Origin of the sequence: Massilia sp. CMS3.1, assembly GCF_051262535.1 — a bacterium.
Classification (GTDB): domain Bacteria; phylum Pseudomonadota; class Gammaproteobacteria; order Burkholderiales; family Burkholderiaceae_D; genus Telluria.
In genome coordinates this window covers 118,383-139,300 of sequence record NZ_JBIMES010000006.1, presented here as the reverse complement: position 1 = coordinate 139,300, position 20,918 = coordinate 118,383, and the positions used below count along the sequence as shown (strand labels likewise).

Sequence of the window (20,918 nt, the reverse complement as noted above, 5' to 3'; positions counted from 1 at the left end):
CCGCACCTCATCTTCGGCGTTATTATTGCCGCCAGACAAACTAAAGCAGTGAAAAGTGTTGCACTTCATCAAGGATGAGGTGAAGAGCAAACCGTCGCCAGCAGGTCGTGACAACGTCTTTGCGGAACATCAAACCCTTGTATTGTAATGTTTTATTCGTAAAGAGGCTTGCACGATTGATTCCTATTCGAAATAATGAATGCCACATGATTAAGCTATCGGGCCGCCGCCGTGCGTTGGCCGCATGTGCCGTGCTGGGCGCCTTGGCATGGAGTATGCCAGTACGGGCCGATGGCCTGGCGCGCACCATTCCCACCATTAAACCGTCGGTCGTCGGGGTCGGCAGCTTTCTGAAGACACGCAGCCCGTCCGTCGTGTTTACCGGCACCGGCTTTGCCGTCGGCGACGGCTTGAGTATTATCACGAACGCGCATGTCGTGCCGATGACACTCGATACCGCCAAAATGGAAGAGCTCGGCGTGGTGGTCGGTTCCGGCCAGGATTTCCGCTTTCGCCCGGCGCGCCTGGTGGCGCTCGACCGGGCCCATGATCTCGCGCATTTGCGCCTGACCGACGGCCCGCCGCTGCCGGCGCTGGCACTGGGCGACTCGCGCATGGTCGCCGAAGGGCAGGTGCTGGCCTTGACCGGGTTTCCGCTTGGGATGGTGCTTGGCCTGAACCACGTCACCCACCGTGCCACGCTGTCGGCGATCACGCCGATCGTGATGCCGTCGATCAGTTCGCGCCGCCTCGACGCGCGTGCGATCACCCAGTTGCAGCGCGACCCATTGAAGATTTTCCAGCTCGACGGCACGGCGTATCCCGGCAACAGCGGCAGCCCGGTCTATGACGTCGAAACTGGCGCAGTGTTGGGCGTCATTAATATGGTACTCGTCAAGGGGCTGAAGGAGACGGCCATCACGAGTCCGAGCGGTATTTCCTACGCGATCCCGGCGCGCTACGTGCAGGAACTGTTGCAGCAAAAGTGAAAAGGAAGTATTTCAATCGTGTACGCCTTTCGTGCAGGCACGATTGAGATACAATATGCCCGTTTTGATGGCTAAATAACAATTTTTAATTTGCTAGAACAACAGCCTGGCCTTGCCTGTCGCTGCTGTCATGAAGGGGAATGACGTGAGCAAGATCTCGACGAATCTGACGAAACTGGCCCTGGCAACCGCCTGCGCCCTGGCCTTGTCCGGCTGCGCACTGTGGAACAAGCCGCCTGCACCTTCGGCTGCCGCGATGGCCGGCGCCGCGCCGGCCGATTACCTGATCGGTCCTGGCGACGCCGTCAACATCATCGTCTGGCGCAATCCGGAAGTGTCGATGTCGGTTCCCGTCCGTCCCGACGGCAAGATCACGACCCCGCTGGTGGAAGACCTGCCGGCAGCCGGCAAGACCTCGACCGAACTGGCGCGCGACATCGAAAAGGCGCTGGCCAAGTTCATCCAGCAGCCGGTCGTGACCGTCGTCGTCACCGGTTTCATCGGTAATTACGGCGAGCAGATTCGCGTGATCGGCCAGGCCGCCAAGCCGCAAGCGCTGCCTTATCGGCGCGACATGTCGCTGATGGACGTCCTGATCGCGGTCGGCGGCGTTACCGAATTTGCATCGGGCAACCGTGCCAGCATCATCCGCAACGTCAACGGCAAGCAGGAAAAACTGAATGTACGTCTCGATGACCTGATCAAGGACGGCGACATCTCGGCCAACATGCCGATGCGTCCGGGCGACATCCTGGTGATTCCGGAAAGCTTCTTCTGACCTGAATCGACGGTCGGCTTTCTTGCAACGGCGCCTTTCGGCGCCGTTGTTGTTTTTGGGCACAGCTCAGTTAAACGCAGCTAAGTAATTGATTTGTTGTTGAAATTGATCAGTTGGTTTCCTGATGGCATGAAAATTGCTGAGCAGTAAAAATCCCGGTCGTGAATTGGGCGTGGCATACTTTCGTTGAACTCAGGAAACGATTATATGGACACCCAAGAAAAAAACTCCTCACTGTCGTCTGGCAACCAGCTTGCCCCTGTACCTGTTCTCGACGCCAAAGGCCTAGCACGGCGCCGCTTCACGCGCGCCAGCGCCGGCGCGACCGGTGTCATCCTGACGCTGCACAGCCAGCCCGGCATGGCGACCTACGGACAGTCGGTCTGCATCTCGCCTTCTGGCTTCATGTCGATGAAGCCGGGCGCCAGCGCCAAGCCGCAGCAATCATGCAGCTACAACCGCTCGCACGGCTACTGGAAAACCCATGCCTACGCATGGAAGGGCGCCGGTATCGATCCGACTGCGAGATTCGGCAAGGTGTTCGGTTGTGCCGGCAAGTATGCCGGCTTGGCCGACGTCACGCTCATGGGGGTCATCAATCCATCGAAGACCGTCAAGGCGATCGACCGCAATAACGTGGCGATGCAATGCGTGGCGGCCCTGCTCAATGCACGGGCAGCGCGTTTCCAGGGTATTCCGAGCGTGTTGCCGGAAGAGCGACTGATGGAAATCTGGAACAGCTTCGTTACGAAGGGCTATTACTCGCCCGGCGCTGGCGCAACGCCCTGGAGTGGGGCGGCGATTGCTGCCTATCTCGAGAGCACCTTCCGCTAGCACGACCGGGCGCACGCATGACAAATTCGCCGATCTGGCGCCTGGCCCCTGGTCAGCGCCTGCTGCACCGCTGCTGGGATGGCGAATGCGTGCTCTACAATGACTTGTCGGGCGATACCCACCTGCTCGACGAATTCGCCCTCGCCTTGCTGCACCACCTGCAGGCGGGGCCGCAGCCGGCCTCGCGCCTTGCGGCACATTTCGAGTTCGACTTCGACGCCGATCCTGGCGCCGCGCCCGCGCGCGGCGACGCCTGGGCGCCCCCCGTGCCGCATGACGAATTCCTCCACGCCGTGCTGACCGACCTGGCCGCGCTGCACCTGATCGACTGCGCCCCATGCTGACCGTTGCGGCACTCGGCCCGCAAGCGCTGGCCGCGCGCCTGCGCGGTCCCGGGCTGCGCCTGCAAACCGGGCCCTTCGTTGCCTGCGTGCGCAGCGCCTTGCCGGCGCTGGCGCGGGCCTTGGGACGCATGTATGCCGACTATCCGGTATTGGGCGAAGACACGCCTGCCGACTTCGACGTATTGCTGCGCAGCCCGCGCGGACTGCGGCGCCTGGTCAAGCCCCAGGTATTCTTCCATTACGATGGCATGGCGCCGTTCCAGCCGCTGCCGCTGGCCCAGGTGTACCCGATGTTCGAGTGGGCGATGAACTGGTGCGTCTCGAGCCATGCGCACTCCTGGCTGGTGATCCACGCCGCGGTGGTCGAAAGGGAAGGGGCGGCCGTGATCCTGCCGGCCCCGCCGGGCTCCGGCAAGAGCACCCTGTGCGCCGCGCTGGTGGCGCGCGGCTGGCGCCTGCTGTCCGATGAATTGACCCTGATACGCCTGGAAGACGGGCGTATCGACCCGGTGCCGCGTCCGGTCAGCCTGAAAAATGGTTCGATCGACGTGATTCGCGCCTGGGCGCCCGAGGCCCACCTGTCGCCCCCGGTCGCCGATACGATCAAGGGGACGGTGGCGCACATGCGCGTCCCTGGCGCCAGCGTCGCGCGCGCGCAGGAGCCGGCGACGCCGGCCTGGATCGTATTCCCGAAATGGCGCGCCGGTGCGCCGGCGGAGCTGGTGCCGGTGCCGCAGGCACGGGCTCACCTGCGCCTGGCCGAGAACGCGTTCAATTACAGCCTGCTCGGCGCCGCCGGTTTTACGACGGCCGCCCGCCTGATCGACAGCACCCGCACCTTCGATTTCAGCTACGGCGCGCTCGACGACGCGATTGTCGTGTTCGAGCGCCTGCTGGCGGAGCGTCCATGAACACCTTGCCACTGCTGACCCGGGTACTGCGCGAGCCCGCGTCGATGGCGGCGTTTGACGCGCCCGACTGGGAATTATTGCTGCGCCAGGCGGGCGCGGCGGACCTGGGCGCCACGCTGGCCTTGCTGGCCGAAGAGCACGGCGTGCTGGCGGCGTTGCCGGAACGCGTGCAGCGCCGCCTGGCGTGGTCGCGCACGGCATGGGAACGCCATACCCAGGCGGTACGCTTCGAAGTGCAGCAGGTCCAGCGCGCATTGGCCGACACCGGCTTGCCGCTGCTCCTGCTCAAGGGTACGGCCTACGTGGCGGCAGGATTGCCGGCGGCAAGCGGGCGCCTGTTTTCGGATATCGACATCCTGGTGCCGAAGGCGGCGCTGCCCGACGTCGAAAGCCTGCTGATCCTGCACGGCTGGGCGGCCGGCCACCACGACGAATACGACCAGCGGTATTACCGCGAGTGGATGCACGAGCTGCCGCCGATGCAGCACATGCGCCGCGCCACCGTGATCGACGTGCACCATGCGATCCTGCCGGAGACGGCGGCGGTACGGCCGGACCCGGCACTGCTGCGCGCGGACGCGCGCGCCCTTCCCGGCGTGCCGGGCCTGCAAGTGCTCGCGCCGTGCGACATGGTGCTGCACAGCGCCACCCACCTGTTTTCCGAAGGCGAGTACGACCACGGCCTGCGCGACCTGTTCGACCTGCACCGGCTGCTCTGCCATTTCGGCGCGGCCGAGCCAGGCTTCTGGCAGGCGCTCCCTGGGCGCGCGCGCCAGCTCGAGCTCGAGCGTCCGCTGTTTTACGCGCTGCGTTATTCCATGGAGCTGCTCGGCACGCCCGTGCCGGCTGCAACCGTCGCCGACGCCGACGGGGGGCGTCCGAACGCGGCCTTGCTGGCGCTGATGGATGCCTTGTTTCGCAATGCGCTGCGGCCATTCCTGCCTGGCAGCGGCAGTGTGCTCGCTCCCGCGGGCGACAGCTTGTTATATATACGCGGCAATTGGTTGCGCATGCCACCGCTGATGCTGGCGCGCCACCTGTTTCACAAAGCTTTCTTGTCTCCGGGAAATGTTAAATCTATTTGAGAAAAATGTTTTAATAACATTAAAATTCTTACAAGAAATTTTTGTGACATTATGCTGTCGGGTTTTTTTACACGGTGGTTGAGCTAGATCAAATTACTCGACATAAGTTCCTGATTTCAAAAGAAATTAATAGGCTGGCACGGCACTTGCTAATAGCAGAGTGTGTTTGCCCAACCTATTAACTTAAGCGAGGAATCTGAATCATGAAATTTCTGAAGAAACTGGCCTGTGCCGCAGCTGTTGCAATGACCTTCGCCGGCAGCGCCAGCGCCGCGACCGTGTTGAACAACTGGGTCTTCAACCCAACCGGCGGCGGCTTCGCCAGCGGTCAGACGGTCAAGGAATCGCTGGATGTGAACGGCAATGCCTTCATCCAGATCACCCCAACCGGCGGCACCAGTTTCTCGTTCACCGAGCACGCTGTGTTCAACATCGTCCAGGCTGACGCCAACGGCGCGCTGTTCCCTGTGAACTACCCAGGCGGCAACATCACCGCAACCTTCGTCGGTGCCGGTAGCGGTAACTTCAGCGGCGCCTTCTCGTTCTCGGGCGGCACCATTCGCATGTATCAGAACGAAGTTAACAACCAGTACGCCAGCACGAACGGCTTCTACGGCGCCAACCTGGGCGAGGAAATCGCTACCTTCACCGTGATGGCTGGCGGCGGTGGCCTGGTCGATGCAAGCGGCTCGCCAACCAACAACGGTCAAGTGACCGTGTTCGCGAAAGCCGACGCTGGCTCCCTGGACGCTGGCTACTTCTTCCGTGAAAACGGCGACGACCTGTCGCTGGAATCGGTGATGGCCTTCGCCTTCACCAACGCCAACACCGTCGGCCGCCCAGACGCCGTGCAAGTGAGCGAAATCGCCTGCGAATTCGCCGGTTTCACCGGTGCTGGTTGCAACGGCACCGCCTACGCTAACGGCCCAGGTAACATCTTCCTTGGCAACAACGGTCAGTTCAAGCTGGCTGAAGTGCCAGAGCCAGGTTCGCTGGCCCTGTTCGGTATCGCCATGCTGGGCGCCGGCGTCATGAGCCGCAAGCGCGCAAAGAAGGCTTAATTGCCCTCTGAGCAGCACCTGAAGGACTGAAAAAGAGCGGGCTTGCCCGCTCTTTTTCATGAAGCAATAATTTTTTGCAAATAAAATAAGACGCGAGTTGCTGGGCAAGCGCTGGCGGTCACAAAAAAGATCTTCCAAGCAGGGAAATGAAAGCAAAAGCGGCGATGACCATCAGGTCATCGCCGCTTTTTTTGTCATGAGTCTGGCTGGGCTCAGCGCTTCATCAGCTCGGCGACCGGGCGCCGCACCGAGCGTGCTTCGGGTGCCGGGCCATAGCCGAGGCGGCCCATGTAAACCGGGAACAGGCTGTCGTTGAAGATCAGGGCCTCGGTGTCGCGCTGCAATGCTTCGGCAGCAGCGGCCAGCTTCGGCTGGGCCGTGAAGCGCGTGCCTTCACGTGCATACTTCGAGAAGATCAGCGGCGTCATTTCCGGCTGCATGTACAAACCGAGCGTAGTCATCGTCAGCCAGAAGCGCTGCAGCGCGCGGCCCGCGGCCACGTAATCGTCGATCGATGTCGGGGCATTGTGCGCCTTGAGCACGAAGTGGGCGGCGCAGGCCATGCCGGGCGCCAGGTCCATCTGCAGGCGCGGCGCCCAGGTGCCCATTAACGTGTTGACGGTAGACATGCGGCGCCAGCTGACCATCGCCCATTTCATCAGGTGCAGCGTCATCGCGTCGACGCCGAGCGCATCGGCCGGCACTTTGTCCGGGCTATGCGTGCGGTTTTTCCAGTCGATGATGCTGCGGTGGGTCTCGAAGGCTTCCGGCATCGTCAGGCGCAGCCGGGCGTTATTGAACATCAGTTTGGCTGCCTGCCATTTTTGCCCACGGCTCTCGAGCCAGGTGAGCGAATACGCCGGCGCCACGGTCGCCGCCAGGATGCGTTTGTGTTCGTCCGTGAGCGCTGTCGTGCGCATCGGCCGGCGCTGCACGGTGCGCTTGTCGATCACCTCGATCAGCGGGCTGCGCACTACCGACGAGTCGTTTCTGAAACGCACGTCGAACACCGGATGCGTGGCGCGTCCCTCGGGACGACGCCCAACGTCGGCGCGCAGGCCGTGGCCGCTGGCGGCAATGGCAACCGTCTCGAGCAGGGTGCCGAAAGCGATCTGGCTCGGGTGACCGTCGAGGTCGTAGACGCAGTGGTCGCGCGTATCATAGGCATGCACGGCCAGGTGATCCGGCGCCACGATCTCGAAGCGCCAGGTCTGCATGTTGTCGCCGCTGGGCGCCCAGCGCGCCAGTTCGAGAATCTGTTCGATCGTACCCGCCTTGATGCTGTCGTTCATGCTGTCACTCCCGCGGCTGCCAAGTCCTTGGCCAGTTGTTTCTTTCCAATTTTAATCATCAGGCGGTGCAGCGGATTCCTGTTGCCGCCAGGGCGCCAGGTGCGCACCAGTTTGTTGCGGTAGGCATCGAACTGGATGCCCCAGGGCGCCGCCAGCACGCGTCCGCGTCCCAACAGGATCTTTAACGCTTCGGTCCCCATCACGCCGGCGCACAACTGGCAGGCCATGATGGTCGAGGGGCCGCGGCGCTCGACAAAATTCACCGCTTCCGGCACCACCAGGTAAGGACGGTGCAGGCCGGCCGGCGCCAGGCCGACCACGAAGTGGACGGCCTTGTCCGTTTCCGGCAGATCTCCCCACTGGAAATATTCCTCGAACGTCATCTGGCCCGGCAGGAAGTTCAGCAGGGCCGCCCCCATGCCCAGCGGCGCCACGGTGCTGGCGGGAATGCCGAGCCGGGCGCACAGCGCGAAGGTTTTCTGGCGGATATCGAAGGCAAAGAAGTCGAGCGCATCGACATACATGTCGCAGCCTTCGAGGAAGGCGTTCAGGTTGGCCTCGTTGATACCTTCCGCAAACACGTCGACTTCGCATTCGGGATTAATGTCGAGCAGCATGCGGCGGATGACGTCGACCTTCGGCTGGTTCAAGGTCGAGACCATCGCCCCGACCTGGCGGTTAAAGTTGGGAACGTCGAAGGTATCGAAGTCGGCGATGCGGAATTTCGTCACGCCCAGGCGAGCCAGGGTCAGCGCATGAACGCCGCCGACGCCGCCGCCGCCCGCAATCGCGACCCGCTTGCTGCGTAGCAGCGCCTGCTCCTCCCGCGTTACCCAGCCAATATTTCGGGAAAAAGCCTGCTCATAGCGGAAAGGAGTGGTCATGTAAGGGGAGGCGAATCGATCGGCGGTGAATGTCGGGATGGCGAAAAGTAGGCGCACTATATTGGCGCAACTGCGTCGCGCATCTGCGTGGCACGCCTGCCGGCGCTGCTTCGAGAAAGCAGGCCGGAACGGGGCGGTAAATCAGGCAGCCTGGTGTTCGTCGATGCGGCGCAGGCGGTTGATAATACCCTGCTCCTCGCGCGGGGAGAAGAAATAGGGATAGAACGAACGTTCGGTGCCCGCTTCGCCGGCCGTTTCGCTGAAGCTGCCGCCGTGCTTTTGAATCTGCTCGGTGACATACGCCAGCTCGATACGCAGCAGGTAGGCCGGTGCATTCACGCGCTGATTATTCTTCATATCGCCTTCACGCTTGAATCCGAGCATATGCTCGTAAAAGCGGCGGTGACGCGGATTGACCTCGATAACAATGTCGGTGCAATCGTGGATATCGCGGGCGTAAATGACCGCCAAGTGAAACAAGTTGGCGAGCGACGTTTTCGAGCGCACGGTCGGATCGAACGCCAGCTTGGTGAATTCACAGAGCTTGGCGCCGCGGGCGCGGTGCGCGTCGAGTTCTTCCTTGAAGATCTGGTCGGCCATCAGGCCGATGGGCGAATCGATACCTAGCGTCAGGGTGCCGACTACCTCACCTTTGTCGGTAGCAGTCAGAGTGATGCGATTGGGATCGTCGCTGAACTGGTGCGTGCCAGCATAGCCGCGCCAAGCATACATCTTGTTGACCAGCATGCTGGCCGAATTGCGTCCTTTTGCCGTATCGGTAAGCCGGATTCCATATGAATCTTGGTTCACGATAACATCCTCTAATTCTGAGTTCGCTATAGTATCGCGATCCTCTGACACATGAGCGTTCGTTAGAAATTCGATGGAACCATCGTCACGTTCCTTCACTTCGTCGGGATTTGTCATCGCGAGACACCTTCATTTCAGGACGCCGCCTGGTTGGGCGGCGTCTTTTTCTTGGCGCTATGCCGCGCTTTGTCCGTCGGGCGGAAAAGCGCGGTCCTGTTGATTTTATTTAAGTCAAATAGTAGTCGGTTACAACGTTTTTAGCAACGAACGTGCTTCCTCCATTTGGGCGAATGGCTTGTTCTGCGCGAGCAGGGTTTCGAGTTCCTTGCGCGCGCCCGTCTTGTCGCCCGATTTATGCAAGGCGACCGCCAGGTGATACCGGATTTCCGGTGTGGCCGCCGGTGTAGCAGCCGCTTTTTGCAGCAGCGGCAGGCCGCGCTGGGTATTACCCTGTTCCACCAGCATCCATCCCAGCGTATCCATCACCGCGGCATTGCTGCCGGCGAACTTGAATGCCTGTTCGGCCGTGGCCAGCGCACGCGGATCCTTTTCCTGCTGGTAGGCCCATGCCAGGTTGTTCAGTGCCGCGCCGTTCTCCGGCATGCGTTTGACGATGTCTTCCAGGAGCGCCGCGGCAGGCTTGTACTGCTTGGCCGACAGGTGCGATTCGGCCATGTACATCGCCACCTGCATGTCGTCCGGATGCGCCTTGAGCCACTGGGTAACGCGCCCGTTCGCTTCGGCTTCCTTGCCCATCTGCTTGAGTACCTGGGCACTGCGCAGCAAGACCGCACCCGACTTGGTGATGGCGAGTGCCTTGTCATACGCAGCCACTGCCAGTGCCGGTTTCTTCTGCGCCTGCTGCAAGTCGCCTTCGAGCAGGAAACCGATCGGCGAGCCTGGCGCGTCCTGCTGGAGCTGGCGCGTGAGCGTCAGCGCCTCGTCGTGGCGGCCGCGGCGCGTCGCCAGCTCGACCTGGGCGACACGTGCCTGCATCATGTTCGGTGCCAGGGCATTGGCCTTCTTGAGCGACTCGGCCGCGCCGCCATCGTTCTTCAGAATGCCCTGCGCCTGTGCCAGGCGCATCTGGGCCAGCGCCGACTTCGGCGCCATGTTGACCAGTTTGCTGAAGCTGTCGAGTGCACCCTGGGCATCATTGTTTGCCAGCTGCGCCTGGCCGAGCAGGTCCATCATCTCGGGGCTGGTCGGGTTCGCGGTCTGGAACTTGCGTGCCAGCGTGAGCGCCTTCTTTTCCTGCTTCGTCGCCAGGTAGTGGCCTGCCAGCTTCAGGACCGGCGGGATTGCATCAGGATTCTCGGCCTGGGCCTTCTCCAGCCAGGTCGTGGCTTCTTCGGGACGCTTCTCGAGCAGCGCCAGTTCGGCCAGCGCGCCCATGGCGCCGAAATTCTTCTTGTCCTTTTCCAGGATCGCCTCGAAGCGCTTGCGCGCCGCTTCCGGCTTCTTCTCCATCAGGTCGAGCTTGGCCAGGTTGGCGGCGGCCGGGAAGAAGGTCGGCGTGACCTGCAGCGCTTTTTCGAAAGCGGCGCGGGCACCGGGCACGTCGCCCTTGCTGAGCAGCACGGTTGCCTTCAGGTTGTAGGTCTGCGGCTCTTGCGGCTTGAGCGTCTCGAGCTTGTTGACGGCAGCCAGTGCCTTGTCGTAGTGTTTCAGGCCGAGTTCGGCCTGCGCCAGCGCCGCCAGCGCACGGTCCGACTTCGGATCGAGCTCGGTGGCCCGTTCCAGTTCGGCGATGCCCTTGGCGGTGTCGCCCTGGCTCAAGCGCGAGATGCCGAGCGAGGTGCGCAGCACGGCCGCTTCCGGCGCCAGCTCGGCCGCTTTTTCGAGGTAGGTCGTGGCCTTGCCGAAATCGCGCGCCTGCATGTACGACTCGCCCGCCAGCGCCAGCAGCTGGGGATCGCGCGTATCGGTCAAGGCCGGGGCCAGGATCGCGGCGGCGTCGCCCGGCTGGGCGCTTTTCAGCATTGCCTGCGCCATCAGCTTGCGCGCATACACGTTATTCTGGTCGATTTCCAGGTATTTGCGCAGGTGCATCTGCGCCTGTTGCGGCGAGTTCAGATTCAGCTCGACGGCGCCGGCCAGCAGGACGCTCGGCATGTGGTTCGGAGCGCTCGTGAGGACGCGCTGGAGCGACTCGCGCGCTTCCTTGTTCTTGCCTTCGTTGTAGTCAAGCAGGGCGCTGGCGTAAGTGACGAGCAGGCTGTTCGGTGCAACCTTGTTGCCCGCCTCAATCTGGGCGCGCGCTTCGACAAATTTTTTCTGGTTGATGTGGATATAGGCTTTTTCCAGGTTCGCATTGCGGTCTTGCGGACGCAGGGAGAGGACCTTGTCGAAGGCGGCGAGCGCCTCGTCAGGCTTGCCCAGGCCGCGCAGCATGCCGCCCTGGAACATCCAGACGTCCGGATTCTTGCTGTCCTTCGCAATCGCCTCGGCCACATAACGCTGCGCCGTTGCCTGGTCATCCTTCACCAGGGCATGGCGTGCCAGGCCGGTCAGGGCCGCGCCGCTGGCCGGCGCGAGCGTCAGCGCCACCTCGTAGGCAGCCTTGGCGCCGTCGGTGTCGCCGGTGGCGAGCAGGGCATCGCCGCGCAGCGCCATCAAAGGCGCCGACTTCGCGGCCAGCTCCGGCTTGATCTCGACCAGCATTTCCTTGAACTGGCCCTGGGTCTGCATGGCCTGGGCCAGCAGCGGCAGCGTACGCGCAGGCGCGAGGCCAAGGCTGGCAGCCTTGCGCAGCTCCTTGGTGGCCGACACGGCGTCGCCGGTTTCCAGATACAGCGTACCGAGCTGCAGACGCGCCTCGGCGTCTTCGGGGCTCTTCGCCACCGCATTTTTCAGCTGGATCAGGGCGGCCTTCTGGTCGCCCTTCTGTTGGTATTGCTTGGCCTCGGCCAGCAGGCTCGCGGTCGACTGATCGCGGTTGCAGGCAGTCAGGCCACCGAGCAGCAGTGCGCCCGAAACGACAGCGGTGGTGAATTTGATCTTGTTACGGGACATGGCTTCCTCAATTTTGACAGCTGATGCCGACCGGGATACACCCGGCGACAAGTTTCCTAGCCAACAATAATACCTCAAGGAACAGATTAATTACCGCACAATCAGACTATCGTTGTAGACAGGGGATTTCCGCGCCGCAATAAAAAGGCTGTTGGCAGGGGGGCGCAGCGCCGACCGCCAGCTTGCACTGTGTTTGCTTGCTTTTCCACCCTTATTTCATAGCAATGTCGGAGGGCAAACTGTGAAGGACGGACGCGCTTCACTCTTCCTCGCGCTTGCGCAGGCGCCCGAGGAGGGCGTCAACGTCCTCGCTCACGGGCAAGCCGTGACGCCGAAGCAACTGAACATGCAGAACGAGGTTCTCGAGCACCAGCTTGGCCGACACGGCAAGCAGGGTCAGCAGGCGGTCTTCGGTACTGAAATTGTCCAGCGCCCCCGCCATCTCGCACAGGTGGCTGGCCACCAGCGCACGCAAATCGTCTTCGGCGAAGGGCAGGTCGGCGAAATCGATCGGGTCCTCGAGTTCGACTTCGCGCATCAGCGCGGCAAGGTCTTCCGGTTTGATCGGCATGCGGGCCTCCGGGAATGGGTCAGGTTTTCATTCTAGAGCACGCAAAAAAAAGGAGCGGCAAAAGCCGCTCCCAAGCCGGGTCTGACGCGTAAGTCTTAGAAGCGGTACAGCAGCGAGGCTTCCACGGCGCGGCCGAAGATCGGACGGGCGTTGATCGGACCGCTGCTCTGGGCGCCGGTCAGGCGCGAGTTGCCCTCGGTGAGGCCCAGTTCATTCGTCAGGTTGGTCGCAGCCACACGCACTTCCCACTTGTCGCCGATCGAGGCCAGCGCGCCGAGGTCGACGGTCTGGTAGGACGGCAGGTAGGACAGGTTGGCCTGGTCGGCAAAGCGGTCGCCGATGTGGGTGTAGGTGCCGTACAGTTTCACGGCATTGTCACCCAGCGGGATGCGATAGCTCGGGCTCAGGCGGAACTGGAAGTTCGGCTGGCGCTGGACTTCATTGCCGACGATGGCCGGGTTGTCGCGGTACTTCGATTTCTGGTAGTTACCGGTCATGCTCACTTGCAGGTTCTTGACCGGACGCACGGCGAGTTCGAATTCAACGCCATGGCCGCGCGAGCCGCTGACCGAGTTCAGGACCGCATTGGTCGTGATCTGCTGGAACGAAATGCCGGTGAAGTCGGTGTAGAACGCGTTGATGTAGGCGCTGTACAAGGAATTGGCGGTTTTAAAGCCGATTTCGTACTGCGTCACTTCCGGGTTCGGCACGCCGTTGCGGTCGTTGACCGCGGCCTGGGTACCGGCATTGCGCAGGTCATCGAAATAGATGAAGGTGTTGCCTTTGTTGGCACGCACAAACACGCTGGCATCCTTGTTCAGCTTGTACAAACCGCCGACCGTGAAGGAATTGACGCTGTCGTCACGCTTGAGGTTGGTGTAGGTGCCGGTCGGGATCGAGGTGCCGTTGTTGTAGACGGTCAGCGGGTTGTCGTCGGTGTCGCCTGAACGCAGGTTCGAGATCGACCCTTCCAGGCGCTGCTTTTCGCGGCGCAGGCCGGCGTCCACGCGCAGGTTCTCGCTGATCTTCCACTCGTCGGCCAGGAACAGGGCCATGTTTTCGCCCGTGTAGTTGGCCAGCGGCGCATAGAAAACGTTGCCGGACTTGCGGTTGCGTGCGACGACGGTGCCGTTGTCGAGGCTGACATTGATCAGGCGCGCGTTCGGCGTCGCCGTCATCAGGTGGGCATTGCCCAGGTACCACTCGTCGTTCGAGCGGTAGTTCGCGTAGTAGCCGCCGACGGTGAGCGTATGATTGGCGATCACTTCGCGACTGACGCGCAGCTCGTTCGTGAACGAGCTCAACTGCTTTTCCACCGACCAGAGGCCGGCCTGCACCACTTGCTGGTTGCGATCGACGGCGCCGCCGCCATTCACGTAGGTCATGCTGCCCGAGGCGGTCGCCGCGGTCGGGTTGTAGCTGGTGTTGGCAGCGGCCAGGTAGGCGGCGGCGGTGAGCGGGTTGTCACCGGTGAACATCGAGATGGTGTTCAGGTCGCCGCTGAAGTAATTTGCCTTGTTCGACACGTCCCAGCCGGCGATCTTCTGCTCGTAGTTCGCGCCCCACACGGTGGCCTTCATGCCGCGGCCTTCGGCCAGGTCACGCTCGAGCGTCTTGCCGGGCGCGGCGTCGATCGTGAAATGACGCATTTCGTTGCTCATCAGGGTGCCGGTGAGCGGATCGAAACCCGGGAATTCGCTGATCGTGCGCCCGTTATTGCTGGAGATCAGCGGCACGCCCGTGTAAAACGCGTTCTTTTCGTCGGTCGAGCGCACGTAGAAGGTCGCTTCGCCCCCGTCGAGCTTGCGGGTCAGCGTTGCGGTCAGCTGGCCGCCATCGTCGGCCTTGAACTGCGGGTCGCGCACGCCCTGGGTCTGGCGGTAGAAGCCGCCGACGGTGCCGTACCAGCCATCGGAGATCTTGCCGCCGATGAATACATCGCCGCGGCGCAGCTTGCCGGTGCCGGTGGTCAGGCGAATCGTGCGCTCAGGCGTATCGTCGCCCTTTTTCAGGATGAAGTTCATCGTTGCGCCAGGCTGGCCGACCGAATAGATCGTGCTCGGGCCGCCGCGCAGCACTTCGACGCGCTCGATCGTGTCATCCAGGCGGAAGGCCGAGGTGCCCTCGAAGAAGGACAGCACCGGCACCGGATACACCGGATTGCCGTTCAGCTGGACCGAGACGAATGGCGAATCGCTGCCCGACGGGAAGCCGCGCACTTCGACATTGGCGCCCGACTGGCCGCCAGTCGATTCGGCATACACGCCCGGCACCAGTTTCAGGATGTCGGCGGTGCTGCTTGGCGATGCCGATTTCAGCTGCTCTTCATTGGCGGTGGTGATCGAGAAGGAAGTGTCGATCTTGCGCGTGCCGGAAGCCGACGCAGTGCCGGTCACGACAACCTGCTGGATTTCCTGGGTCACCGCAGTGCTGGTCGCATCTTGCGCCTGGCCGGCGGCCTGGGCCTGGCTGACCAGGGTCAGCACGGCCAGTGCGACCGTCGATAGCACGAACTGCTTGGATTGGTTCATGTGATTGCTCTCTTTATATTATGGTTCAAAATTTTGTCTCCTTGACATGCGGACCGCTGGGGTCGTCAAACGCAGTACTGTCGCAGTGCTCTCATTCGGTGCATTGGCGGCTTCAGTCGGTGCATGAATGCCTCAATATGTGTCATTGAATCAAGGAATGATATCGATGTCAATGAAATTGTTATCGATGTCATTTTCGTTCCACACGCATTTAAATCTGTCATAATTTGCCGCAGTTTTGTTCTTCCTCCCCCGAGCATCGTATGGCGACCAATAAAAATGTAAAGCGCAACAGCGATGCCGGCATGACGATGGAAGACCTGGCCGCATTGGCAGGGGTGTCGACGATCACGGTGTCGCGTGCACTGCGCAACAGCCCGCTCGTGACCGACAAGACCCGGGATAAAGTGCGCCGCATCGCCGAAGAGCAGGGCTACCGGCTGAACATCAGTGCGCGCAACCTGCGCATGGGACGCAGCAATTCGGTGGCCGTGGTGGTGGAAATGACGCCCATCAAAGGGCGGCCGATGTCGGACCCGTATCCGCTGGCCCTGCTGGGCGGCATCACCGAAGAATTGACGGCGGCCGGCTATACGGTCGTGCTCACCTCGCGCCAGCTGCTCGACAGCGCCCCGGTGCGCGGCGCCGACGGCATGATCCTGCTGGGGCAAGGTTCGCACGGCGAGGCTGTGAAGGTGCTACAGAAGGCGGGCCTGCCGCTGGTCGTGTGGGGCGCGCCGGGAGCGTCCGATTCGTATGTCGTGGTCGGCAGCGACAATCATGCAGGCGGCGCCAGCGCCGCGGCGCGCTTCATCGAGCAGCGTCGGCGCAAACTGGTTTTTCTCGGTGACGTCGACCACGCCGAAGTGCACAGCCGCTGCGCCGGTTTTATCGAGGCCATGCGCGGCAACGGCATCGTCCACATCATCCGCCCGAAAGCGTTCACCTTCGAAGCCGGTTTCGAGAGCATGAGCACCTACCTGAAGAAGAAGGGCGCCGGCGCCGTGGACGGCGTGTTCGCCGCCAGCGATTTATTGGCCATGGGCGCGATCCGCGCGCTGGCCGAACAGGGGCTGCGCGTGCCGGACGCAGTGTCGGTCATCGGCTACGACGACACGCCGGGCGCGGCCAGTTTCGTACCGCCGCTGACCAGCGTGCACCAGGATTTACGGGACGGCGGCGTCCTGCTGGGCCGCAAGATGCTGGCGCTGCTCAATGACGAGCCGGTCGCCTCCGAGACGCTCCCGACCAGACTGATCGTGCGCCAGACCTGATTGAGCGGCTAACAAAGCCCCCATGGCGGCGTTGCATTCGTCGCGCCGTACTAGCGTACTGTCTTCGACGATGCGCCTTGCCCTGAGGGCTTTGTTAGCCGCTCTTATTTAACTTTGTACACCCCGGTGTCCGCCCGCGCGGCCGCCTGATATGTTTCGACTTCGATCCACCGCCATCACCGTTTTTGAGGACTCGCCGTGCAGCCATCCGACAGCCCAAGTTTTACCCTTCCGCTTGATTCGTGGTGTATCCGCGAGAGCGGTTTCGATACTGCCTCGCACTTCCTGCGCGAGACCCTGTTCGCACTCGGTAACGGCTACATTGGCCTGCGCGGCACCGGCGAAGAAGGTTACACCGGCCCGGCCGGCACCTCGCTCGACGGCACCTACCTGAATGGCTTCTACGAATCAGAGCCGATCGTCTATCCGGAAGCCGCCTTTGCGCTGGCCAAGACCAACCAGTTCATGCTCAATGTGCCGAACGCGAAGGGTGTCGAAATCGTCATCGACGGCGAGCGCTTCGATCCCTTGACCGGGACGCTGGGCCGGTACGAGCGCATGCTCGACCTGCGCACCGGGGTGCTGGTGCGTTCCCTGGAGTGGACCGCGCCAGGCGGCAAGCGCATTGCAATGCGCAGCCGTCGCGTCGTCGCCTTCGCGAATAAACATTTGTTTGCGATCGAGGTCGAACTCACGCCCCTGAATTTTTCGGGGACGATCACCTTGCGCTCGTTTGTGGACGGCGCCGTCAAGAACCAGGAAGCGGGCGACGATCCACGCGTCGGCTCGGCGGTGTCGGGGCCTGCCCTGCATACGGTGTCAACCGAACAGGATGGGGCGTTCTCGGCGCTCGTGCAGCGCACGCACAATAGCGGCTTCATGCTGGTCAGCGCGATTGGGACGACGGTCGAGGGGTCCGAAGCGAGCGCTTGGCAGGAAGGCCAACGCGCCGGCCAATCGTTCATGTGCGCAGCGGTCGAAGGCCAGGTCCTGCGCCTGACGAAATACGGCAGCTACCACTCGTCGCGCGACTATCCGGAAGGCGAGTTGCTGGCGCGTGCGCGCGAGACATTGGCAAGCGCGCAAGCGGCCGGCTTCGAGGCCCTGTGCGCCTCGCAAGCGGCCTTCCTCGCCGACTTCTGGGCCAGCGCCGACGTCGAGATTGCCGGCGACGACGCCCTCCAGCAGGGCATCCGTTTTAATGAATACCACCTGCTGCAATCGGTCGGTCGCGACGGGCGCACGAATATCGCCGCCAAGGGCGTCACCGGAGAGGGCTATGAAGGCCACTACTTCTGGGATACCGAAATCTACATCTTCCCGTTCTTCCTGTACTCAAAACCCGAGATCGCGCGCAAGCTGCTGGAATACCGCTACGCCGGCCTGGAGCAAGCGCGCGAGCGTGCACGCCAGATGGCGCATGTCACGGGCGCCTTGTACCCATGGCGCACCATCGCCGGCGGCGAGTGCTCGGCATACTTCCCGGCCGGCACCGCCCAGTACCACATCAACGCCGACATCGCGTATTCGATCAAATCGTATTACGAAGCGACCGGCGACCTCGATTACATGGCGCAGGCGGGCCTGGAAATCGTGATGGAAACGGCGCGCATCTGGATCGGCATCGGCAGCGATGACCGCGAAGGGCGCTTCTGCATCAATGAAGTCACGGGCCCGGACGAATACACGGCGCTGGTGAACAACAATTACTACACCAACGCGATGGCGCGCATGCACTTGCGCTTTGCCGCCGACATGGCCGACCTCCTGAAGCGCGCACGCTTTGATGACTTTGCGCGCGTCGCAGCTGTCACCGGTGTCAGCGAGGAAGAAGTCGCCGTCTGGCGCGATGCGGCCGAGCGCATGTATCTACCGTATGACGGCAAGCTTGGCATCCACGAGCAGGACGACAGCTTCCTGTCGAAAAAGGTGTGGGATTTCGCGAACACGCCAAAAGAGAATTACCCGCTGCTGCTGAACTACCACCCGATGGTGATCTACCGCCACCAGGTCTGCAAACAGGCCGACGTGGTGCTGGCGCTGCTGCTGCTGTCGAACGAATTCTCGATCCATGATAAACGCCGCGACTTCGATTACTACGAAGCCGTCACCACGCACGATTCGTCGCTGTCGTCGTGCATCTTCAGCATCATCGCCTCGGAGGTCGGCTACCACGACAAGGCCTACGATTACTTCATGGAGACGGCGCGCCTGGACCTGGACGACACCCATGGCAATACCCATTACGGCGTGCACACGGCGGCGATGGCCGGCACCTGGATGGGCGTGGCCTACGGTTTTGCCGGCATGCGCGTCTCGGATGGCGCCTTGCGCTTCGCACCGACGCTTCCCCGAAAGTGGCAGCACTACCAGTTCAAGATCCAGCTGCGCGGCGCCCAGCTGCAGGTGCGCATTACGGATGAGGCGGCCGAATACACGCTGCTCTCCGGCGATTCTCTCGACTTTACCCACCTGGGCCAGCCGCTGGCCCTGACCCGCGCGGCGCCACACGCCCGCATCCCGATGGAGGCGCAAGTATGAGCCGTTTTAAAGCAGTCATTTTCGATCTCGACGGCGTCATCACCGACACCGCCCATTACCACTACCTGGCCTGGAAAGCGCTGGCCGAATCGGAAGGCGTGCATTTCGATCACGCGTTCAACGAAAATTTGAAGGGCGTGGACCGCATGGGGTCCCTGAACCTGATCCTGGCCGGTTCTTCCAACACCTATTCGATGGAACAGAAGCTGGCGCTGGCCGAGCGCAAGAACAAGCAGTACGTCGAACTGATCGCGACGATGAGCGCGGCCGACCTGCTGCCGGGCGCGCTCGACGCGCTGGCGGCGGTCCGTGCGGCGGGCTTGACGATTGGTCTCGCCTCGGTCAGCAAGAACGCCTTTACGGTGCTGGACCGCCTCGGCATCCGCGAGCGCTTCGATTATGTGGTCGACGCGGCGCTGATCGCCAACAGCAAGCCGCATCCGGAAATCTTCCTGAATGCGGCAGCAAGCCTGGGCGTGGCGCCTGAGGACTGCCTCGGCGTGGAAGACGCGGTGGCCGGCGTGGCCTCGATCAAATCGGCGGGGATGTTCGCGCTGGGCGTCGGCAGTCCGGACGTGTTGACGCAGGCCGACCTGGTGATTCCGAGCCTGGCGCAATTTTCGCTCGGCGACTACTGACAGCACGCACAACTATAAAAACCGGGAGACAGCGTGAAAAACCAGCGCATTTTATTGGCCTTATTCCTGATCTACTTCGTCTTCGCGATCCTGCTCAACAGCGTGGGCACGGTGATCCTGCAAGTCATCAACAACTACGATGTGAGTAAATCGGGCGCCAGCATCCTGGAGGCGTTCAAGGACTTGCCGATCGCGGCCGTGTCGTTCATGGTCGCCTCGTTCCTGCCGCGCCTGGGCTACAAGAATGCGATGCTGGTCGCCCTGGCCATCGTCACCGGCGCCTGTATCGCGATGCCGCTGGTGCCGGGCTTCCTGATGGCGAAACTGCTGTTCCTGTGCGTGGGCGTGGCGTTTGCATTGGTAAAAGTGTCGGTGTATTCGACGCTGGGGCTGATCGCCACCGACCGCAAGCACCACGCCAGCATCATGAACATGCTGGAAGGCTTCTTCATGGTGGGCGTGCTGAGCGCCTACTGGGTGTTCGCCCACTTCATTGATTCAAGCAATCCGAAGTCGCAAAGCTGGCTGCAGGTGTACTGGGTGCTGGGCGCTTTGTGCGCGCTGACCTTCCTGCTGCTGGCCACGACGCCGTTCGATGAAAGCGGCGCCCAGCTGCCGGAAGGACGCAGCCGCTGGGACGATTTTCTGGCGATGATCAAGCTGTTCTTCAAGCCGCTGGTGTGCGTGTTCGTGCTGACCGCCTTCCTGTATGTGCTGATCGAGCAAAGCGTCGGCACCTGGCTGCCGACCTTCAACAACGAGATCCTGAAATTGCCGGCAGCGATGAGCGTGCAGGTGGCCAGCATTTTTGCTGCGTGTCTGGCGATCGGGCGTTTGTCGGCCGGCGTCGTGATGCGCAAGGTGCACTGGTACACGGTGATGAACGGCTGCGTGATCGGCATGGCGGCAATGGTGCTGCTGGCGCTGCCGCTGACGCGCGACCTGGCCATCGACGCGAATGTGAGCTGGGCGACTGCGCCGCTGGCGACCTTCCTGTTCCCGCTGATCGGCCTGTTCATGGCGCCGATCTACCCGGGCATCAATTCGGTCATGCTCAGCTCCCTGCCGAAGAATCAGCATTCAAGCATGACCGGCTTATTGGTCATCTTCTCGGCCTTGGGCGGCACCACGGGTTCCTTCATCACCGGTTACGTGTTCGGTAACTTCAGCGGCCACTTTGCGTTTTATTTGACGCTGGTGCCGATCACGATGGTGCTCATCACGCTGTTCTTCTTCCGCCGTCAGGTGGAGCAGACGGGGGAGGCGGTCGCGCAGACGGTGTGAGCGCACCTGTTTTGCGGACGAAGAAAAAACGGCATTGGGGCTCGCGCCACCAATGCCGTTTTTATGTGGGCCGTCG

At 62.1% G+C, this 20,918-nt stretch carries 17 protein-coding genes; 11 read left to right on the top strand and 6 right to left on the bottom strand.

What is annotated here, in order from left to right:
• The first annotated feature begins 206 nt into the window (after window positions 1-206).
• From ACHAC9_RS11860 to pepA, 7 genes are all read left to right on the top strand, one after another.
• Window positions 207-989, top strand: coding sequence for a S1 family peptidase (locus tag ACHAC9_RS11860; RefSeq protein ID WP_435760191.1), 783 nt, complete (start codon window positions 207-209; stop codon window positions 987-989).
• A gap of 130 nt (window positions 990-1,119) precedes the next feature.
• A complete protein-coding gene (locus ACHAC9_RS11855; RefSeq protein ID WP_435760190.1) occupies window positions 1,120-1,767 on the top strand; it encodes an XrtA/PEP-CTERM system exopolysaccharide export protein in 648 nt (215 codons plus the stop codon).
• Between the two features lie 207 nt (window positions 1,768-1,974).
• The gene (locus tag ACHAC9_RS11850) at window positions 1,975-2,601 is read left to right on the top strand and encodes a hypothetical protein (protein ID WP_435760189.1); all 627 of its coding nucleotides are present in this window, start codon (window positions 1,975-1,977) and stop codon (window positions 2,599-2,601) included.
• Window positions 2,602-2,618: 17 nt separating this feature from the next.
• Window positions 2,619-2,945, top strand: a complete 327-nt coding sequence (locus tag ACHAC9_RS11845; protein WP_435760188.1) for an HPr-rel-A system PqqD family peptide chaperone — start codon at window positions 2,619-2,621, stop codon at window positions 2,943-2,945.
• Complete coding sequence (locus tag ACHAC9_RS11840) at window positions 2,939-3,856, top strand: HprK-related kinase A (protein ID WP_435760187.1); 918 nt, start codon at window positions 2,939-2,941, stop codon at window positions 3,854-3,856. The genes ACHAC9_RS11845 and ACHAC9_RS11840 overlap by 7 nt, the downstream gene beginning before the upstream one ends.
• On the top strand, window positions 3,853-4,941 hold the full coding sequence (locus ACHAC9_RS11835; RefSeq protein ID WP_435760186.1) for a nucleotidyltransferase domain-containing protein: 1,089 nt from the start codon (window positions 3,853-3,855) through the stop codon (window positions 4,939-4,941). Before ACHAC9_RS11840 ends, ACHAC9_RS11835 begins: the two co-directional genes overlap by 4 nt.
• A gap of 203 nt (window positions 4,942-5,144) precedes the next feature.
• Window positions 5,145-6,002, top strand: a complete 858-nt coding sequence (pepA, locus tag ACHAC9_RS11830) for a flocculation-associated PEP-CTERM protein PepA (RefSeq protein ID WP_435760185.1) — start codon at window positions 5,145-5,147, stop codon at window positions 6,000-6,002.
• 212 nt (window positions 6,003-6,214) lie between these two features.
• Here pepA and ACHAC9_RS11825 read toward each other — a convergent pair whose 3' ends face one another.
• The 6 genes from ACHAC9_RS11825 to ACHAC9_RS11800 form a co-directional block, all read right to left on the bottom strand.
• Complete coding sequence (locus ACHAC9_RS11825; RefSeq protein ID WP_435760184.1) at window positions 6,215-7,294, bottom strand: nitroreductase family protein; 1,080 nt, start codon at window positions 7,292-7,294, stop codon at window positions 6,215-6,217.
• A complete protein-coding gene (locus tag ACHAC9_RS11820) occupies window positions 7,291-8,178 on the bottom strand; it encodes a ThiF family adenylyltransferase (protein WP_435760183.1) in 888 nt (295 codons plus the stop codon). Before ACHAC9_RS11820 ends, ACHAC9_RS11825 begins: the two co-directional genes overlap by 4 nt.
• A 141-nt stretch (window positions 8,179-8,319) precedes the next feature.
• A complete protein-coding gene (locus tag ACHAC9_RS11815; protein WP_435760182.1) occupies window positions 8,320-9,105 on the bottom strand; it encodes an N-acyl amino acid synthase FeeM domain-containing protein in 786 nt (261 codons plus the stop codon).
• Window positions 9,106-9,234: 129 nt separating this feature from the next.
• Window positions 9,235-12,003 (bottom strand): XrtA/PEP-CTERM system TPR-repeat protein PrsT, encoded by a 2,769-nt coding sequence (gene prsT, locus ACHAC9_RS11810; RefSeq protein WP_435760181.1) that lies wholly within the window; start codon window positions 12,001-12,003, stop codon window positions 9,235-9,237.
• Between the two features lie 259 nt (window positions 12,004-12,262).
• Window positions 12,263-12,574: a hypothetical protein gene (locus tag ACHAC9_RS11805; protein WP_435760180.1), complete on the bottom strand. Its 312-nt coding sequence runs from the start codon at window positions 12,572-12,574 to the stop codon at window positions 12,263-12,265.
• A gap of 95 nt (window positions 12,575-12,669) precedes the next feature.
• Window positions 12,670-15,105 carry a TonB-dependent receptor gene (locus ACHAC9_RS11800; protein WP_435760179.1) on the bottom strand — a complete coding sequence of 812 codons (2,436 nt, stop codon included), beginning with the start codon at window positions 15,103-15,105 and terminating at the stop codon, window positions 12,670-12,672.
• Window positions 15,106-15,368: 263 nt separating this feature from the next.
• Here ACHAC9_RS11800 and ACHAC9_RS11795 point away from each other — a divergent pair, with 263 nt between their 5' ends.
• The 4 genes from ACHAC9_RS11795 to ACHAC9_RS11780 all read left to right on the top strand — a co-directional run bounded on the left by ACHAC9_RS11795 (window position 15,369) and on the right by ACHAC9_RS11780 (window position 20,842).
• The gene (locus tag ACHAC9_RS11795) at window positions 15,369-16,379 is read left to right on the top strand and encodes a LacI family DNA-binding transcriptional regulator (RefSeq protein ID WP_435760178.1); all 1,011 of its coding nucleotides are present in this window, start codon (window positions 15,369-15,371) and stop codon (window positions 16,377-16,379) included.
• A gap of 198 nt (window positions 16,380-16,577) precedes the next feature.
• Window positions 16,578-18,920, top strand: a complete 2,343-nt coding sequence (locus tag ACHAC9_RS11790) for a glycoside hydrolase family 65 protein (RefSeq protein ID WP_435760177.1) — start codon at window positions 16,578-16,580, stop codon at window positions 18,918-18,920.
• Window positions 18,917-19,558 (top strand): beta-phosphoglucomutase, encoded by a 642-nt coding sequence (pgmB, locus tag ACHAC9_RS11785; RefSeq protein WP_435760176.1) that lies wholly within the window; start codon window positions 18,917-18,919, stop codon window positions 19,556-19,558. The genes ACHAC9_RS11790 and pgmB overlap by 4 nt, the downstream gene beginning before the upstream one ends.
• A gap of 33 nt (window positions 19,559-19,591) precedes the next feature.
• Complete coding sequence (locus tag ACHAC9_RS11780; RefSeq protein ID WP_435760175.1) at window positions 19,592-20,842, top strand: MFS transporter; 1,251 nt, start codon at window positions 19,592-19,594, stop codon at window positions 20,840-20,842.
• The last annotated feature ends 76 nt before the right edge of the window (window positions 20,843-20,918 follow it).

Bases quoted from the DNA above. Each gene is read 5' to 3' on its own strand.
- ACHAC9_RS11860 (WP_435760191.1), top strand. From the start codon at position 207: ATGATTAAGCTATCGGGCCGCCGCCGTGCGTTGGCCGCATGTGCCGTG.
- ACHAC9_RS11855 (WP_435760190.1), top strand. From the start codon at position 1,120: ATGAAGGGGAATGACGTGAGCAAGATCTCGACGAATCTGACGAAACTG.
- ACHAC9_RS11850 (WP_435760189.1), top strand. From the start codon at position 1,975: ATGGACACCCAAGAAAAAAACTCCTCACTGTCGTCTGGCAACCAGCTT.
- ACHAC9_RS11845 (WP_435760188.1), top strand. From the start codon at position 2,619: ATGACAAATTCGCCGATCTGGCGCCTGGCCCCTGGTCAGCGCCTGCTG.
- ACHAC9_RS11840 (WP_435760187.1), top strand. From the start codon at position 2,939: ATGCTGACCGTTGCGGCACTCGGCCCGCAAGCGCTGGCCGCGCGCCTG.
- ACHAC9_RS11835 (WP_435760186.1), top strand. From the start codon at position 3,853: ATGAACACCTTGCCACTGCTGACCCGGGTACTGCGCGAGCCCGCGTCG.
- pepA (WP_435760185.1), top strand. From the start codon at position 5,145: ATGAAATTTCTGAAGAAACTGGCCTGTGCCGCAGCTGTTGCAATGACC.
- ACHAC9_RS11825 (WP_435760184.1), bottom strand. From the start codon at position 7,294: ATGAACGACAGCATCAAGGCGGGTACGATCGAACAGATTCTCGAACTG.
- ACHAC9_RS11820 (WP_435760183.1), bottom strand. From the start codon at position 8,178: ATGACCACTCCTTTCCGCTATGAGCAGGCTTTTTCCCGAAATATTGGC.
- ACHAC9_RS11815 (WP_435760182.1), bottom strand. From the start codon at position 9,105: ATGACAAATCCCGACGAAGTGAAGGAACGTGACGATGGTTCCATCGAA.
- prsT (WP_435760181.1), bottom strand. From the start codon at position 12,003: ATGTCCCGTAACAAGATCAAATTCACCACCGCTGTCGTTTCGGGCGCA.
- ACHAC9_RS11805 (WP_435760180.1), bottom strand. From the start codon at position 12,574: ATGCCGATCAAACCGGAAGACCTTGCCGCGCTGATGCGCGAAGTCGAA.
- ACHAC9_RS11800 (WP_435760179.1), bottom strand. From the start codon at position 15,105: ATGAACCAATCCAAGCAGTTCGTGCTATCGACGGTCGCACTGGCCGTG.
- ACHAC9_RS11795 (WP_435760178.1), top strand. From the start codon at position 15,369: ATGGCGACCAATAAAAATGTAAAGCGCAACAGCGATGCCGGCATGACG.
- pgmB (WP_435760176.1), top strand. From the start codon at position 18,917: ATGAGCCGTTTTAAAGCAGTCATTTTCGATCTCGACGGCGTCATCACC.